The organism is Oceanithermus desulfurans (assembly GCF_014201675.1).
GTDB lineage: Bacteria > Deinococcota > Deinococci > Deinococcales > Marinithermaceae > Oceanithermus > Oceanithermus desulfurans.
This window is the reverse complement of the sequence record NZ_JACHEZ010000001.1, coordinates 304,827-320,809: the sequence shown is the minus strand read 5'-3', so window position 1 is coordinate 320,809 and position 15,983 is coordinate 304,827. Positions and strand designations below refer to the sequence as shown.

Sequence of the window (15,983 nt, the reverse complement as noted above, 5' to 3'; positions counted from 1 at the left end):
GCGACCCCCTGCGTCCGCAGGGGGTCGTTCCTTGGGCGGAGCGGATCTGCGCTAGACTGAGACCGTGGCGCGCATAGAGCTGGAAGGGCACGAAGGGCACCGCTTCTTCCTGGTCGTCGAGGGGGACCCCCGCGGCGAGCCCGTGGCCGTGGTCTTCCCCGGCCTGCGCTACTCGCCCGCGCGGCCCCTGCTGCACTACACCACCAAGCTGCTGCGCGCCCGCGGCTGGGCCGTCGTCGAAGCCTGGTACGACTACGACCGCCCCGAGTTCCTCACCGCCGCCGAGGCCGACCGCCACTCCTGGATCACCGCCGACGCCGCCGCGGTGTGGCGCTGGGTCCGCGGGCACGCCCGGCCGCGGCTGCTGGTGGGCAAGTCGATCGGCACGCTCGCCATGGCCTTCCTCCTGCGCGATGCCCGCGACGCCGCCGCGGCCAAGGTGTGGCTCACCCCGCTGCTCCGCGCCGACGACGTGCTGCGCGCCATCGCCGAAGACCCCGCCCCCGGCCTGCTCGTGGCCGGCGGCGCCGACCCCGCCACCCCGCCCGAGCTCCTGGAGGGGCTGGAGCGGCCGGGCCTGCACACCCTCGTGCTGCCGGGCGCCGGCCACGGGCTCGAGGTGAAGGAGCCGCTGCCCTCGCTCGACCTCATGCGGGACTACCTGCAGTCCCTCGACGCGTTCCTGGGCGCCTTATGAAGACCCTCTCCGCCACCACGACCGCCGCCCTGCTCCCTTACGAGGCCCTCGCCGACACCCTGGCCCGGGTGGTCCGCGACGCTCGCGCCGGCCGCGCGGTCGCGCCCGAACGTACGGTGCATCCGCTTCCCGAAGGGGGCACGCTGCTCCTCATGCCTGCGTGGGACGATCGCTTGGGCGTGCTCAAGCGCGTCAGCGTCCACCCGGCCAACCCCGAACGCGGGCTCGCCCAGGTGCAGGCCGAGGTGCTCGTCTTCGACGTCCGCACGGGGGAGGCCCGGCTGCTGCTCGACGGCGCCGTCGTCACCGCCAGGCGAACGGCCGCCCTCTCGCTGCTGGCCGTCCGCCGGCTCGCCGCAAAGCCGCCCGAACAGGTGCTCATCGTGGGCGCCGGTACGCAGGCGCGGGCCCATCTCGAAGCGCTGGCGACGCTCCGCCCGCGGCGCGTCTTCGTCTACAACCGCACCTTTTCGCGGGCGGCCGAGCTGGCCGCGCACGGCCGCAAGCTGGGCCTCGCCATGCAGACCGTGCCCTTTCCCGACAAGGTCGCGGCCCAGGCCGACCTGATCGTCAGCGCCACCAGCAGCGCCGCGCCGGTGGTGCCGGAAGAAGTCGCCGAGGACGCGCTGGTGGTCGCCGTCGGCGCCTTCACCCCGAACATGGCCGAGCTGCCGGCCGCGCTGGTGAGGCGGTCGCGCGTCTTCGTGGACACCCTGCCCGGCGCGCGCGCCGAGGCCGGCGACCTGCTGCAGGCGGAAGTGGACTGGGCCCAGGTTCGCACCCTGGCGGACGTGCTCGAGGAAAACCCGCCCGCGGGCGGTCCGGTGGTGTTCAAGAGCGTCGGCTCGGCGCTTTGGGATCTGGCGGCGGCGCGGCTGATCTACGGAACGTAGAGCACCTGATAGAGCAACCGCGGCACCTCGGTGGTCCATACGTCGTCGGCCGCCACCACGGCGACCACCACGTTGCCCACCTCGTCGCGGATCTGGGCCTGGAAGTCGGCGAGGACCGCGCCCGTCAGCCCCGCGGCGGCCACCCGCTCGGGCAGCACCCCGGCCTTGAGCAGGCGTTCGAAGGCGGTTTCGCGCAGGTCTTCCAGGCTGCGGCGAACGCGCTCCGGCTGCAGGCGCGGAGGCGGAAGCTCGCGCAGGGCGATGACCTGGCCGATCCGGAAGCGCAGCTCTTTGGGCACGAAGCGTAGCTGCAAGAGCACCTTGCCGTCGGGGGTCACCCCCTCGGCCCGGGCCTGGATGACGCCGGGGGCGCGCCACCCCTCGCTGTTGAGGTCCTCGGGAACGAGGACGCCGCGGAACCCCTCGACGCGCACCTGCACCTCGGCCAGGTGCACCGCTTGGTCGAGGGCCTGCTGCAGCGGCCCGCTTGACCACACCAGCTCGGACAGCACCGTGTCCTTGAGGCTGTCGCTCAACTGGCGCCGCAGCACCTCGAGCCCCCGCTCCGACGAGCTGCGCTCCTGCTCGAGCCGCAGCAGCTCCTGCTTGAGGTCGAAGACCTGCTGGTTGGCCGCCGCCAGCTGGTCCTGCAGGCGGCGGTTGGCCAGCCGCAGGGCGTCGCGCTGCTCCTCGAGCGCCTTGCGCTCGGCGTCGAGGGTGGTGATGTCACCCAGCAACTGCTGGCGCTCCTTTTCCAGCGCCGCAATCTCCTTCTGGATGGCGCTCACCCGCGCTTCGGCCTGGGCCGCGGCCGCCTCCGCTTCGCGGGTCTTGGCCTGGGCCGCCTCGGCGCGCTGGATCGCGTCGGCTTCGGCCTGACGCAGCTTCTCGAGGTCGTCCAGCAGCAGGATCTGGCCTTGCTGCAAGGCGTCGAACTCGCGCTCAAGCGCCTCGCGTTCGGAGCCGATCCGCTCCACCTCGGCGCGCACCCGCCCCAGCTCGACCTCGCGCTCCTCCAGCTGCTTGCGGGTTTCCTCGACCGCCTGCTGCAGCAACTCCTTCTCGCCCTGCAGCTTGCGGATCTCCTCCTCGGCCAGCTTGAGGGCGTCGGCCTTGGCCTTGAGTTCGCGCTCCAGGCGTTCGCTCTCCCCCAGCGCCCGCGCAGCGCGCGCCTCCAGGTCGCTGACGTGCCCGCCCAGACGCTCCACCTCGGAACGCAGCTGGTCCCGCTCCTCGCGCACCTTTTCCGCCTCGAGGATCGTTTTGCGCGCGTCGCTGGCCAGGAAGAAGAAGGCCGCGAACGCCAGCAGGGCGATCACCACGCCGGTAAAGACGGCCACGACCAGCGCGGTGGTGCGCGGGCGCAGACCGAAGAGGCGCAGGTGACGCCGCCCCACCCGACGGCCCACCACGTCGCCCACGTAGGCGACGACGGCTGCGATGAGCAGCAGGTTGACGAGCAGCGTCCAGAGGCTCATGAGGCGGCTAGAGCTCGAAGTCCTCGCCCAGGTAGTAATTGCGCGCGCCCGTGTCGCGGGCGAACTCGTCGGGGCTGCCGTGGAAGACGACCTGGCCGTCGTACATCAGGTAGACCCGGTCGGTGATGGCCAGGGTTTCGCGCACCGAGTGGTCGGTGATGAAGACCCCCAAACCGCGTTTGGCGCGCAGCTCCTGGATCAGGTTCTGGATGTCGCCCACGTTCTTGGGGTCGACGCCGGTGAAGGGCTCGTCGAGAAGGATGAAGTCGGGGTTGGTGGTGAGCGCCCGCGCGATCTCGAGCCGCCGCCGCTCGCCCCCCGAGAGGGTGTAGGCGTACTTGTCCTTGAGGTGGTCGATGTGGAACTCCTCGAGCAGCCCCAGCGCGGTGTCGTGACGCTCCTTCTTGGGAAGGGGCTGGTGCTCGAGGATGGCCAGCAGGTTCTCCAGCACGGTCATGCGCCGGAACGCCGAGGGCTCCTGGGGCAGGTAGCCCAGGCCCAGCCGCGCCCGCTTGTGCATGGGCAGCCGGGTCACGTCCTCCCCGCGCAGCAAGATGCGCCCGCCGTTGGGGCGCACGAAGCCGACGAGCATGTAGAACGTCGTCGTCTTGCCCGCCCCGTTGGGGCCGAAGAGGGCGACGATCTCGCCACGCCCCAGCACCAGGTCCACGCCCCGCACCACGTCGCGGCGGCCGTACCGCTTGCGCAGGCCCTGAGCCGAAAGGCGCGCCTGCTGGGCGTATTCCACCTCGGGGGAAAGAGCCGTTTCCATTGCGCTCCATCGTACACAAACGGGCTTAAGGGGCGGTGAGAGGGCGCGGCGCGTAGAATGAAGGCATGAAATACCTTGGCTGGGCGCTGCTCCTTCTCGGGCTGTTGCTGCTGTGGCCGATCCTGGGGCCGCTGCTGGCGGTGGCCCTGACCCTGGTCGGCCTGGTTCTGGCGCTGGCGCTGGGGGCGGTGCTCGTGAGCTTCGGCTGGATCCTGGCGCTGGCGCTCCTGGCGCTGGGGCTCTTCTTCGCGGCGCTCAAGTGGGCGCTCCCGCTCGGCGTTCTGCTCCTGGGGCTATGGCTGCTTTCGACGGATCGACGACGCAACCGGGACTGATCCTCGCGCTCAGCGGGGGCGGGGTGCGCGGTTTCGCGCACCTGGGCGCACTGCGCGCGATCCGGGAAGCGGGCCTGCCCATCGCCGGCGTGGCGGGCAGCTCGGCGGGGGCCTACGCCGCGGCCAACCTGGGGCTCGACCTGCCGCTCGAGGTGGAGCCGTTGATGAGCCACGTGATCGACCGCCAGCTCGCCGACCTTTTCATGGCCAACGGCAACCGGCTGCTGCGTGCGGCCAAGATCCAGAGCCGGCTGTTCAAGGCCCTGCGCCACACGGCCATCGCCGACGCCGAGCGTCTGCGCAAGGGGCTGCTCGAACTCTACGGAACCGCCCGGATCGAAGACCTCGTGCCCCCGCTGGCCATCAACGCCGCCGACCTGAACACCGGCGAGGTGGTGGTGCTGCGCGAGGGGCCCCTGGTGGACGCGGTCATGGCCTCCAGCGCCATCCCCGGCATCTTCCCGCCGGTGCCCTGGGGCGGCCGCCTCCTCGTCGACGGCGACGTGGTGGAAAAGGTGCCGGTCACCGCCGCCCGGCAGCTGGGCCCCGGGCCGGTGGTGGGCGTGGACGTGTCCAACCCCGTGCGCCTGCACAAACCGCACAACTCGTTCGAAGTGATGCTGATGGCCAGCGAGGCCTCGATCCGCCGGCTCAAGCGGCTGGCGCTCGAGCGCGCCGACTACGTGCTCTCGCTGGTGCCCGACCATCCGGTGGACACCTTCGACTACAGCCAGGCCAACGCCCTGTACGCGTTCGGTTACGAAACCACCCAGGCCCACCTGTCCGAGCTCGAAGCCCTGCTCGCACCCAAGCGCAGGGGGCTATTCGCCTGGTTGCAACGCGAACCCCAGCGCCGCAAGGGCTAGCGCCGCCAGCGCCAGCCCCGCCGCGGTGGCGCCGTACCCCGCCCAGAACGCCAGCACCGCGAACAAGCCCCAGACCATGGGCAGGGCCGCCAGCGAAAGCGCGGCCACGCGCCGCTCCGTAACGTCGCCGCGGCTCAGCAGCTGCCGGCGGTAGACCAGCACGCCGGTGCTCAAAACGACGGCGCTCAGCCACCACGCCGCAGGCATCCAGCCCGGCCAGCCCTGCGGCGACGGCAGCAGCAGCGCGCTCGCCGCTGCGAAGAGGACGACGAAGAGGTTGAGGCCCAGCAGCCAAAGGTAGACCTGGCGGATGCGGCTCACGCCCCCAGACTAATGCAGGATCCGCGCCAGGAAGGCCTGGGTGCGTTCGTGGCGGGGGTGCGAGAAGACCTGGTCGGGCTCCCCTTCCTCGATGATCTCGCCCATGTCCATGAAGATCACCCGGTCGGCCACCTCGCGGGCGAAGCCCATCTCGTGGGTGACCACCAGCATGGTCATGCTGCTCTTCGCCAGCTCCTTCATGGCGTCGAGCACCTCCCCCACCATCTCCGGGTCGAGGGCGCTGGTGGGCTCGTCGAAGAGCATGATCTTGGGTTGCATGGCCAGCGCCCGGGCGATGGCGACGCGCTGCTGCTGCCCGCCCGAGAGCTGCGCGGGGTACTTTTCCGCCTGGTCGGCGATGTCGACCCGCTCCAGCAGCTCCAGGGCGATCTGCTCGGCCTTTTCGCGCGGCCATTTGCGGACGATCCGCGGGGCCAGGGTGATGTTCTCGAGCACGGTCATGTGCGGAAACAGGTTGAAGCTCTGGAAGACCATGCCGACTTCCTTGCGCACCTCGTCGACGTTCCGCGGCTTGGTGATGTCGAGGCCGTCTACCACGATGGTGCCCTTTTGTATTGGTTCGAGGGCGTTGATGGTGCGAATCAGGGTGCTCTTCCCTGATCCCGAAGGGCCGATAATGACCACGACTTCGCCCTTTTCGACGTCCAGGTTGATGTTGTTGAGCACGTGCAAAGCGCCAAACCACTTGTGCACGTTGCGCATCTCGACCATCGCCATGTCGACTCCTATGTGGCCGCGCCGCGCCGCGCCATCTCGCGCTCGAGCCAGTCGGTGAAGAAGGTGAGCACCGTCGTTAGGATGAGGTAGATGGCGGCGACCGCTATGTAGACCTCCACCGGGCGGAAGGTGATCGAAATCATGCGCTGACCCTGATGCACGAGCTTGAGCAACGTAATGACCGAAGCCAGGGAGCTGTCCTTGAGCAGCGCGATGACGTTGTTGACCAGGGGCGGGACAATGATCATTATAAACGAGGTCGCATGAAGCCAATCAGACCACGCTTTTCCGAATGACATTTTTCTTATTGTTGACTTCATGCATAGGATTATGCTATGAAATATATTATGAAACATAATTTTGTTCGCTTGTCTCTCATGGCTATGGCGATTTTGCTTGTCGCTTCCATCGTTTCGTGCAACTCTAGTTCTGGCACTGTCAGTGGTACAGTTACAAGTACCGATATTACCAAGTTTCAAGGATTATATCGCATGTTTTTAGACGGTGAAGCTAGTAATGATGATTTGAGCAATTTGAATTTGCTATTATCTAAGTTTTTATCTTCAAATGATTTTGCTTCGAATATTGAAGTATACATTGTAGACGCAATCAAATCTTTTAAAAACAAGTATCCACACATAACTATTTCATCATTATCCGACTTGAATATAGATAGTAAAGAATATTTAGATTTATTGTCATTATTATTCACTATATCTAGTATACATAATGAACAAATTGCTATCGCGCAGGGCGCGGCCCAGTTTACTGTGACAGGCAAAATCTCACCTGCTATAAGCGGTGGAACTATCGTTGCCACGTATAGCACATCAACAAGCTGTGCATGGTGGGAAACACGACACAAAGATGTCGTAAAGCCCGACGGCAATGGCAAATACACGCATACCAAGTGGTTTGGTGCATGGGGTTGGTGTCAACCACAGATAAAAAATTACAAAATTCATTGGAAATACAAATACAATAACGTAACCTTTAACACCGGTGATCAACTTGTATTTTCGTGGCAACAAGGAGGAAACCGGATATATCAACACGATATTTCTCTTTTCTCGCATAAGCCTGACGGCATTGTCCCATTAGGGCAGCCTTATATTGACGGCGTTGGCGCTATTTTGGATGTTCAAATCACCGGTAAGGTCGTATCCGGGGGTCTTGACTACGATGTTCCAGTTACAGCGAACATAATGGTACTCCATAGAAGTTACTTGAGTAACTTATCCTGCATTGTTGATTGGGGAGATGGAACAATTGATACGTTGAGTTGTAATAGTACGAATAATGCTGAAGTAGTCAGTACGTCACACAAGTATGCGCGTATGGGAAGGTACAACGTATCAGTCCGTCTTTCCGATGGTCGTACGACTTCGAATGAGGCATACATTAGATCGTTTACACTAACTGATTACTACACTATCAACTTCAAAAACAACGGTACAGATCCTGTCTATGGTAATACATTTAACTTTGACTATAAGCTGGTGGACGAACTGTACGAAGAGCCATACACGTGCTCGTTCTCATTCTACTTTGTTGATCCACCCTCGAGTACCTTATTGGCGAATTTTGGGCCGGAGCCCTGCCCTACTTCTGGACACTCCCCGTCTGTTACACTATATAGTCCTGGTACAATACCTGGACCTGGTTTGTTTTTAGAAGTTCACATGGTAGCTACCAATGCTAATAACACTGTAATAAAGAGGACATTACAAACTAGCGTTCTTCCTCCTGTTCGGGTATGGGTGTCGCAACTCTCAGTGGACCCTGACGAGATAGCTGGAAGTGGTACCGTACGAATTTCTTTCGCAGGGGAAGTCATAAGTTACTTTAGCGGAGCTAGACCGAACTGCGAGTTACTGATTGATAACCAGCTTGTCTACAGATCAGCTGGTACGGGTTGTATTGGACTGCATACAATATCTAGGCAATTCACTAATCCAAGAAGATATACCACCGAACACGACATCACATTCAAAATCGATGCCGCGATCGACTTTGGTAACGGAGATGTCATCCGTAGCGAAGACTCCGAAACGGTGACTTTAACGGTTCAACCTTACGCTTACGTGAGTGGGGAGTGTTACGTTCAGAGTAAAGCAGGTGGCCCTTACGATAGAAAGGTTAGTTGTACCGTAAACCCCAGCGGTCGGATGCTCCCAGGGACCTATACCTTCACCGCCAGCTCCGCATATGTCTGCCCGATGCTTACAAGGTCTGTATCTCCCGGAGATAATTTAATTAGATTTAATTGTAAGCGCTAAACGTGATTTGTTGTGAATATAATTATATCTAAGATTATACCACGCGGCCTTGGTCTTGCCCGTACCCCCGAAGGGGTGGCGCTGGTGCGCGGGGGTCTACCCGGTGAACGGGTGCGGGCGCGCCTGAAACGTAAGAAAAACCACCTCGAGGGAACGGTGGTCGAAATCCTGGAACCCTCGCCCGACCGCGAGGACCCCGGCCTGCCCCCGGGGGCGGACCTGCCCATGCGCTACGAAGCGCAGCTGCCCGTCAAGGAAGGCTTCGTGCGCGAGTCGCTCACGCGGGTGGCGCAGCTGGAAGCGGAGGTGCACCCCATCCGCCCCTCCCCCGCCCCGCTGGGTTACCGCACCGCCGCCCAGTTCGCGCTGCACCCCCTCGGCGGCCTCGCCTACCGCAGGCCCGGATCGGACGAGCTGGTGAGGGTGCACGACGACCCGCTGCTGGCCGGGCCCCTGCGGGAAGCCTTGAAGCTGCTGAACACCTGGCCGCTGGTGGGGCTGGAGGAGGTGGCCCTGCGCGGCAGCCTGCTGACGGGCGAAGTGCAGCTCGGCCTCGTGGGCGGCAAGGCCCGCCACTTCCGCAAGGCGGCCGAGGGGTTGGTGGAGGCCGGCATCGCCGGGGTCTGGTGGGGGGCGGCCGATCCGCGCGGACGCTTCCGGGGCCCGACGCGCTTTCTGGCGGGCAAGGAAACGCTGCTCGAGCGCTACGGCGAGCTCGAGGTGCAGATCGACGTGGTCAGCTTCGCCCAGGTGAACCCCCGAGCCGCGGCCGGGCTCTACGCCGAGGCCGCGAAGCTGGCGGGCACGGGAGGGAAGGCGCTCGAGCTCTACGGCGGCTCGGGAGTGCTGGGCTTCTTCCTGGCCCGAAACTTCGCCCAGGTCACCGTGACCGACCTGAACCGGCGCAGCATCGAAAAGGGCCGCGCCGACGCCGCACGGCTGGGGCTCGAAAACGTCCGCTTCGCCCGCGCCGACGCCCGCGAGGCCGCCCGCTTCGGCCCCGCCGAGCTCGTGGCCGTGGATCCGCCCCGCTCGGGTCTCGCCAAGGAGACGCTGGCCGCCCTCTTGGAACTGAAACCTCAAGAGATCGTCTACATCGCCTGCGACCCCGCCACCTGGGCCCGCGACGTCGCCCGGCTTACGGAGCACGGCTACCGCCTCGACTTCGCGCGCCCCTACGACTTCTTCCCCTACACCCACCACGTCGAGGTGCTCAGTTACTTGACCATGTCGAGTTGACCATGTTAGGCTGGGAGCATGGCAAAGGTTGTGAACGTCGCCGAGGCCAAGGCCAAGCTGTCGGAGCTGCTGGAAGCAGCGCTGCGGGGAGAGGAGGTCATCATCGCCAAACGGGGCAAGCCACTGGTTCGGCTGATGCCCGAAAAGCCGCAAACCCGTGAGCTGGGTTTCCTTGACTTCGACATTCCCGATAGCTTCTTCGAACCGCTACCCGAAGAAGAGCTGGCCGCCTGGTACGGTGAAAACGAAGCATAATGAAGGGTCGCTACCTGCTCGATACGCACACCCTTCTCTACGCCATAGCCAGGCCGCACCTGCTGTCGGCGAAAGCGTTCGCCGTCATCCATGATCCCCTGTCGTCGCTGTTTGCTTCCAGCGCGTCGGCCTGGGAGATTGCCACGAAATACCGCCTTGGTAGGCTGCCGCAGGCCGAGCCGTTGATCGTAGATTATCCGGGCAGCCTGGCCCGCATAGGCGCCGTCGAAGTACCCATCACCAACAGCCATGCCCTGTTGGCCGGCAGCTTCGACGAGGCCCACAGAGACCCCTTCGACCGCATCCTGGCCGCTCAAGCCAGGCTCGAGGGCATGACCATCGTCAGCAAAGACGCTGCGCTGGACGCCTTCGGCGCTCGGCGCCTCTGGTAGAATCAGCCCCGTGCTTGCGCGTCGCATCGTCCCCTGCCTCGACGTCCACGAGGGCCGCGTGGTCAAGGGCGTCAACTTCGTCAACCTGGTCGACGCCGGCGACCCGGTCGAGGCCGCGGTCGCCTACGACGAAAGCGGCGCCGACGAGCTCGTCTTCCTCGACATCACGGCCACCCACGAGAACCGTCCGCTGGTGCTGGAGATGGTGCGGCAGGTCGCCGAACGCGTCTTCATCCCCTTCACCGTCGGCGGCGGGGTGCGCACGCTCGAGGACGCGCGGGCGCTCCTGCTCGCCGGCGCCGACAAGGTGAGCGTCAACTCGGCGGCGGTGGCCCGCCCCGAGCTGATCCGCGAGCTGGCCGACCACTTCGGCTCGCAGGCGGTGGTGCTGGCCATCGACGCCAAGCGCGTCGCGCCCGGGCGCTGGGAGGTCTACGTCGCCGGCGGCCGCAAGCCCACGGGGCTGGACGCGGTGGCCTGGGCGCGCGAGGGCGAGCGCCTGGGAGCGGGTGAGATCCTGCTCACCAGCATGGACGCCGACGGCACCAAAGCGGGCTACGACCTCGCGCTCACCCGCGCGGTGGCCGAGGCCGTGCGTATCCCGGTCATCGCCTCGGGCGGCGCGGGCACGCCCGAACACTTCGCCGAGGTCTTCGAGCGCGCCGGCGCCGACGCCGCGCTGGCGGCGAGCGTCTTCCACTTCGGCGAGATCCCCATCCCCGAGCTCAAACACTACCTGGCCCAGCGCGGCATCCCCATGCGGGAGGACATCGAATGAACCTGGACGCGGTCAAGTTCGACGAACGCGGGCTCGTGCCCGTCGTCATTCAGGACGCCGACTCCGGCGAGGTGCTCACCCTGGCGTGGGCCAACCGCGAGGCGCTCGAGCGCACCCTGCAAACCGGACAAACCTATCTCTACTCCCGCAGCCGCGGTGCGCTGTGGAAGAAAGGCGAGACCTCGGGCCACGTCCAGGAACTGGTGGAGATGCGCCTCGACTGCGACGGCGACGCCGTGCTCTACCGGGTGCGCCCTCACGGCCCCGCCTGCCACACCGGCGCCCGCAGCTGCTTTTTCAACCCCGTCACCCCCGAGACGGCCCCGCCGCTGGGCTGGGTGCTCGAGCAGGTCTGGCGCACGATCCAGGACCGGCTCGAGCAGAGGCCCGAAGGCTCCTACGTCGCCAAAATGCACGCCGCGGGCCTCGACCGCATCCTCAAGAAGATTGGCGAGGAGGCGGGCGAGGTGATCATCGCCGCCAAGAACCCGGACCCGGCCGAGCTCGCTTGGGAGGCCAGCGACCTGGTCTTCCACCTGCTGTTGGTGCTGGCCGAGCGCGGCCTCTCGCCGGCCGACCTGGCCCGGGTGCTGGGCGAACGGCACCAACCCGCAGAAGACGCCTGAAACCCTCGCCCGCGGGTGCGGACCTTTGTTAGGCTGAGGGCATGAGCATCGAGAACAAGCTGGTCCTCGAGGTCGTCCGTGTCACCGAACAGGCCGCCTTGGCGGCCAGTCGTTTTTCCGGCAAGGGTGACAAGCACGCGGTGGACGAAGCCGGCACCGAAGCCATGCGCAAGCAGCTGAACGAGATGGAGATCAGCGGCACGGTGGTGATCGGCGAGGGCGAGATGGACGAGGCGCCCATGCTCTACATCGGCGAGCAGCTGGGCAAGGGCGGCGTCGAGGTGGACATCGCCGTCGACCCGGTCGAGGGCACCAACATCACCGCCAAGGGTCTGCCGAACTCGGTGACGGTGATCGCCATCAGCGAGAAGGGCGGCCTCTTCCACGCCCCCGACATGTATATGGACAAGCTGATCGTGGGCCCGCCGGCGGCCGGCAAGGTGGACCTCGGCTGGCCGGTGAGCGCCAACCTGAAGGCGCTCGCCCTCTCGATGAACCGCAACGTCGAGGATCTCGTCGTGGTCGTCCTCGACCGGCCGCGCCACGAGAAGCTGATCCACGAAATCCGCGAGGCCGGCGCCCGGGTCAAGCTGATCGGCGACGGCGACGTGATCGCCGCCCTGGCCGCGGCCATTCGCGGCACCGGCGTGCACGCGGTCATGGGCTCGGGGGGCGCGCCCGAGGGCGTGCTCGCGGCCGCCGCGCTCAAGTGCCTGGGCGGCGAGATCCAGGCCCGCTTCCTGCCCGCCGACGAAGCCGAGCGCGAACGGCTCCACGCCATGGGCGGCGACGAGAACAAGATCTACCGCACCCCTGAGCTGGCGCCGGGCGACGAGATCGTCTTCGCGGCCACCGGCATTACCGACGGCGACATCCTCGAGGGGGTGCGCTTCTTCGGCGGCGGCGCGCGCACCCACTCGATCGCCATGGGTCACAAGACCCGGGTGGTGCGCTTCATCGACACCATCCACCTGATGGAGGCCGATGCCCGGGTGGTCATCCGCGTCTGACGCGGTCGTAGCGGTCGGCCAGCGCCCGCAGGCGCCCTGAGAGCCCTGCCGACAGGTCGCGGGCGGCGAAACGCCAGGTCCAGTTGCCCTCGGGGCGCGAGGGGAAGTTCATTCGCGCTTCCGACCCCAGCCCCAGCGGATCCTGCAGGGGAAACACCGCCATGCGGCAGCGGCTCTGCAAGGCCAGCTCGATCAGCGCCCAGGGCGCGTCGTCGCAGCTCTCGTAGGGAATGCCCCGCGCCTCCAGGTAACGCCGCAGGAACGCCAGCTCGCCCGCGGGCGCCTGTTCGCACCAGCCGCGGGTGGTGTCGTTGTCGTGGGTGCCGGTGTAGACGACGCAGTTGCCCGACTCCGGGTAGTTGTGGGGCAGGAAGGGGTTGTCCTCCCCGGTGAAGGCGAACTGCAGCACCTTCATGCCGGGCAGCCCGAAGCGGTCGCGCAGCGCTTCCACTTCGGGGGTGATCAGCCCCAGGTCCTCGGCGAGGATGGGCACCGAACCAAAGGTCTCCTGCACCCTGCGAAACAGCTCCTCGCCGGGGGCGGGCTCCCAGCGCCCGTGCTCCGCCGTTTCCGCGCCGGCGGGCACCGCCCAGTAGGCCTCGAAGCCGCGGAAGTGGTCGATGCGCACCAGGTCGGACAGCGTCAGCGCCAGGCGGATCCGCCGGATCCACCAGTCGAAGCCGGTGCGCCGCAGCGCCTCCCAGTCGTAGAGCGGATTGCCCCACAGCTGGCCGGTGGGGCTGAAGTAGTCGGGCGGCACCCCGGCCACCGCGGTGGGGTTCAGGTCCTCGTCGAGCTGGAAGAGTTCGGGGTGGGCCCAAACGTCGGCCGAGTCGTGGGCCACGAAGATGGGCATGTCGCCGACGAGGCCGAGGCCCAGACCGTGGGCAACGTCCGCGAGCGCACGCCACTGCGAGAAGAAGATCCACTGGGTCCAGCGGTGGAAGGCCGCCTCCTCGGCGAGGCGCTCGCGCGCGGCGGCCAGCGCGGCGGGGTCGCGGCGCTTCAGGGGCTCGGGCCAGGACCACCAGGGGGCGCCGCCGTGCTCGCCCTTGAGCGCCATGAAGAGCGCGTAGTCCTCGAGCCAGCCGGCGTGTTCCCGTTCGAAGACGGCGAGCGCGTGCGCATCCTCACGCGCTCGCCGGGCGCGGAAGCCCCCGTAGGCCTCGCGCAAGAGCGGCCAGATCCAGCGGTAGACGAGGCCGTAGTCCACGCGGCCGGACGGGGCCTCAGGCGGAACGGCGGCCTCGAGCCAGCCCCGGTCGACGAGCCGCCGCGGGTCGATCAGGTAGGGGTTGCCGGCGAAGGCCGAGAACGACTGGTAGGGCGAGTCGCCGTAGCCGGTCGGCCCCAGGGGCAGCACCTGCCACCAGCGCGCGCCCGCGGCGCTCAGCCAGTGCAGGAAGGCCCGGGCTTCGTCCCCCAGGTTGCCGATCGGGTAGGGGCCGGGAAACGAGGTGGGGTGGACCAGGATGCCGAAGCTGCGCGGGAGCTCCATGCCTCATGGTAACGCTTCCGCGCCGGCTAGCGCAGCGTCGCCCAGGGAGGCACCCAGAGGAACCAGGTCCGGTAGGGCGTAAGGTCGAGCGCGCGGCCCGCGGCGTCTTCGATGACGAGTCCGCCCTGGATCCGCCAGGTAACGGGCACGCGCTTGCCGTCGAGGTAGAGCGCGCCGTGGCCCTTGGCGAGGTCGAGCGCGAGCCGGCCCACGTCGTCGATCACGCGCGCGTCGACACGCAGCACGGCCACCGCGGTCACCCGGAAGGGCGCGCTGCCGCGCACCAGCCGGCCGTTGCGGTACCAGACGTAGCCCTGGCCGTCGTAGCGAAAGGCGCTCACGTAGTCGGGGGCGAAGCGGACCTCGACCCGCTCGCCGTCCGGGGCGTCCTCGGGAGGCCGGTAGGCCTTGCCGCTGAGGGTGCGCTTGCGCTCGAGCCGCAGGCGGGCGAGCTGCTTGCGCACCTGCGCCCCTTCCACGTAGGTGTTGTGGGGCGGGCGGCGGCGGGGGTCCCGCCGGAAGAGCGGGTCGTAAAGACCGTCGAAGGTGATCATCTTTTCCCGCTCGATCATCGCCAGCGCCTGGGGGCTGCCGCCCACGTGGAGCAGCACCGCGCCCATCGCCTGAGCCAGGCGCAGGATGTAGGGGCGCGCCGAACGAACCGGGCCCAGCCGCCCCTTCTCGCCGCCCTCGTAACGGACGAGCAGGCGGGTGACTCCGCCCTCGACGGGCACCTCGTGCACCTGCACCGCCCAGTCGAGCCCCCACTGGGGAAAGGCCGCGGCGCTGTTGTCGACGGCGACCAGGATGGGTCGGAGGCGCTCGAGTTTGTAGGGTTTTTCCCCGGGGCCGATCGCTCCGCCGCGGTCCCGGCCCGGCTGCGGGCTGGTTGCGGGAACGGGGGCCGGCGCAGGTTCGCCCCCCGCCAGCGGCAGGGCGGGGGCCGGCGGAGCGGGCGCGAAGGCGGGGGGAGCCGGGGCCGGCGGCGGAGGCGCGGCGCTGCCGGGCTGGGCCGCCGTCGGGGTGGGCGGCGCCCCCACGGGGGCGGCGGGCGCCGCCGGAGCGGGGGTGGGAGCCGCGGGCGCGGCGGGGGCCGCTTCGGGGGCTGCGGGAGCCGCAGCGGCCGCGGGCGCCTCTGGCGCCGGCGCGGGAGCGGCCTCCGCGGGGACGGGCTCGAGGCCGGGTTCCGACGCCTCGGGCGCCGGCGGGGGAGCGGTCTCCGCCGCTGCGGGCGCCGGGGGCGCGGCGGCCGTTTCCGGAGCAGTCTCCGGAGCCGCTTCGGCCGCGGGCGCGGGTTCGGGGGGAGCTTCGCCGGGAGCCGGCGCGGCGGCGACCGGCTCCGGCTGAGCGGCCTCCGCCGGAGCGGGCGGCGCGGCGGGGGCCTCGGCCGCCGGCAGCGGCAACGGGGCTTCTTCGGCGGGGGGCTGAACCGCTTCTTCGGGCGGCGGGGTTTCCGGCGCGGCGGCCTCGGGTTCGGGGGCCGGCGCCTCTTCCGAGGCGGCGGCCTGCGGCTCGGGCGGGGGGCCGGGCTCGGGCGGCGTTTCGGTCTCGGTCGGCGGCCGGGCCAGCGGAGGGGCCTCGGGTGCGGGCTCCGGCGCGGTGGGGGGCGTTTCTTCGCCGGTCGTCTGCGCGCCTTCGCCGAGCTCGAGGAGCAGGTAGCCCGTGGCCTCGGGCGCACGCGGCGTCGGCGTCCACACCAGGAGGATGAAGACGAGGGTCAGAAACGCCGTCGCCGTCAGGGCCAGCAGCGCGGCCCGGCGCTTGCGCTTCTGTTCGGGGGTGAGGCGGCGCACGCGGCCCGTCATC

At 67.3% G+C, this 15,983-nt stretch carries 17 protein-coding genes and 1 pseudogene; 11 read left to right on the top strand and 7 right to left on the bottom strand.

Annotation, left to right across the window (positions count from 1 at the left end):
- Positions 1-64 precede the first annotated feature (64 nt).
- Together HNQ05_RS01755 and HNQ05_RS01750 are read left to right on the top strand one after the other, a co-directional pair.
- Positions 65-697, top strand: coding sequence for an alpha/beta hydrolase (locus HNQ05_RS01755; protein WP_183677519.1), 633 nt, complete (start codon positions 65-67; stop codon positions 695-697).
- Complete coding sequence (locus HNQ05_RS01750; RefSeq protein WP_147148314.1) at positions 694-1,590, top strand: delta(1)-pyrroline-2-carboxylate reductase family protein; 897 nt, start codon at positions 694-696, stop codon at positions 1,588-1,590. The genes HNQ05_RS01755 and HNQ05_RS01750 overlap by 4 nt, the downstream gene beginning before the upstream one ends.
- On the opposite strand, the gene HNQ05_RS01745 is transcribed toward HNQ05_RS01750, so the two are convergent.
- Together HNQ05_RS01745 and lptB are read right to left on the bottom strand one after the other, a co-directional pair.
- A complete protein-coding gene (locus HNQ05_RS01745) occupies positions 1,578-3,068 on the bottom strand; it encodes a DUF3084 domain-containing protein (RefSeq protein ID WP_147148312.1) in 1,491 nt (496 codons plus the stop codon). The two genes, HNQ05_RS01750 and HNQ05_RS01745, sit on opposite strands and share 13 nt — an antisense overlap.
- A gap of 7 nt (positions 3,069-3,075) precedes the next feature.
- The gene (lptB, locus tag HNQ05_RS01740; protein WP_147148310.1) at positions 3,076-3,840 is read right to left on the bottom strand and encodes an LPS export ABC transporter ATP-binding protein; all 765 of its coding nucleotides are present in this window, start codon (positions 3,838-3,840) and stop codon (positions 3,076-3,078) included.
- 65 nt (positions 3,841-3,905) lie between these two features.
- Here lptB and HNQ05_RS01735 point away from each other — a divergent pair, with 65 nt between their 5' ends.
- Positions 3,906-4,175: a hypothetical protein gene (locus HNQ05_RS01735; protein WP_147148308.1), complete on the top strand. Its 270-nt coding sequence runs from the start codon at positions 3,906-3,908 to the stop codon at positions 4,173-4,175.
- Positions 4,136-5,041, top strand: coding sequence for a patatin-like phospholipase family protein (locus HNQ05_RS01730; protein WP_147148306.1), 906 nt, complete (start codon positions 4,136-4,138; stop codon positions 5,039-5,041). The genes HNQ05_RS01735 and HNQ05_RS01730 overlap by 40 nt, the downstream gene beginning before the upstream one ends.
- On the opposite strand, the gene HNQ05_RS01725 is transcribed toward HNQ05_RS01730, so the two are convergent.
- From HNQ05_RS01725 to HNQ05_RS01715, 3 genes and pseudogenes are all read right to left on the bottom strand, one after another.
- On the bottom strand, positions 4,997-5,362 hold the full coding sequence (locus HNQ05_RS01725) for a hypothetical protein (protein ID WP_147148305.1): 366 nt from the start codon (positions 5,360-5,362) through the stop codon (positions 4,997-4,999). The genes HNQ05_RS01730 and HNQ05_RS01725 overlap by 45 nt on opposite strands.
- Positions 5,363-5,371: 9 nt before the next feature.
- Complete coding sequence (locus HNQ05_RS01720) at positions 5,372-6,100, bottom strand: amino acid ABC transporter ATP-binding protein (protein WP_281287853.1); 729 nt, start codon at positions 6,098-6,100, stop codon at positions 5,372-5,374.
- An 8-nt stretch (positions 6,101-6,108) separates the two neighbouring features.
- Positions 6,109-6,351 (bottom strand): annotated as a pseudogene (locus HNQ05_RS01715) (amino acid ABC transporter permease); the annotation flags it as partial.
- 84 nt (positions 6,352-6,435) lie between these two features.
- Here HNQ05_RS01715 and HNQ05_RS01710 point away from each other — a divergent pair.
- The 7 genes from HNQ05_RS01710 to glpX are packed head-to-tail and all read left to right on the top strand — an operon-like array spanning position 6,436 to position 12,679.
- Positions 6,436-8,379 carry a hypothetical protein gene (locus tag HNQ05_RS01710; protein WP_147148303.1) on the top strand — a complete coding sequence of 648 codons (1,944 nt, stop codon included), beginning with the start codon at positions 6,436-6,438 and terminating at the stop codon, positions 8,377-8,379.
- A gap of 12 nt (positions 8,380-8,391) precedes the next feature.
- On the top strand, positions 8,392-9,618 hold the full coding sequence (locus HNQ05_RS01705) for a class I SAM-dependent RNA methyltransferase (protein WP_147148301.1): 1,227 nt from the start codon (positions 8,392-8,394) through the stop codon (positions 9,616-9,618).
- A gap of 18 nt (positions 9,619-9,636) precedes the next feature.
- Entirely contained in the window at positions 9,637-9,873 is a 237-nt protein-coding gene (locus HNQ05_RS01700) for a type II toxin-antitoxin system Phd/YefM family antitoxin (RefSeq protein ID WP_147148299.1), read from the top strand.
- Positions 9,873-10,265 (top strand): type II toxin-antitoxin system VapC family toxin, encoded by a 393-nt coding sequence (locus HNQ05_RS01695; protein ID WP_147148296.1) that lies wholly within the window; start codon positions 9,873-9,875, stop codon positions 10,263-10,265. The genes HNQ05_RS01700 and HNQ05_RS01695 overlap by 1 nt, the downstream gene beginning before the upstream one ends.
- Positions 10,266-10,275: 10 nt before the next feature.
- A complete protein-coding gene (hisF, locus tag HNQ05_RS01690; protein WP_147148294.1) occupies positions 10,276-11,043 on the top strand; it encodes an imidazole glycerol phosphate synthase subunit HisF in 768 nt (255 codons plus the stop codon).
- Positions 11,040-11,669, top strand: coding sequence for a bifunctional phosphoribosyl-AMP cyclohydrolase/phosphoribosyl-ATP diphosphatase HisIE (gene hisIE, locus HNQ05_RS01685; RefSeq protein ID WP_147148292.1), 630 nt, complete (start codon positions 11,040-11,042; stop codon positions 11,667-11,669). Before hisF ends, hisIE begins: the two co-directional genes overlap by 4 nt.
- 41 nt (positions 11,670-11,710) lie before the next feature.
- Positions 11,711-12,679 carry a class II fructose-bisphosphatase gene (glpX, locus tag HNQ05_RS01680; protein ID WP_147148290.1) on the top strand — a complete coding sequence of 323 codons (969 nt, stop codon included), beginning with the start codon at positions 11,711-11,713 and terminating at the stop codon, positions 12,677-12,679.
- Here the strand turns inward: glpX and malQ are convergent.
- A complete protein-coding gene (gene malQ / locus HNQ05_RS01675) occupies positions 12,666-14,177 on the bottom strand; it encodes a 4-alpha-glucanotransferase (RefSeq protein WP_147148288.1) in 1,512 nt (503 codons plus the stop codon). The genes glpX and malQ overlap by 14 nt on opposite strands.
- A 26-nt stretch (positions 14,178-14,203) precedes the next feature.
- Positions 14,204-15,982, bottom strand: a complete 1,779-nt coding sequence (locus tag HNQ05_RS01670) for a DUF3048 domain-containing protein (RefSeq protein ID WP_183677517.1) — start codon at positions 15,980-15,982, stop codon at positions 14,204-14,206.
- Between the last annotated feature and the right edge of the window lies 1 nt (position 15,983).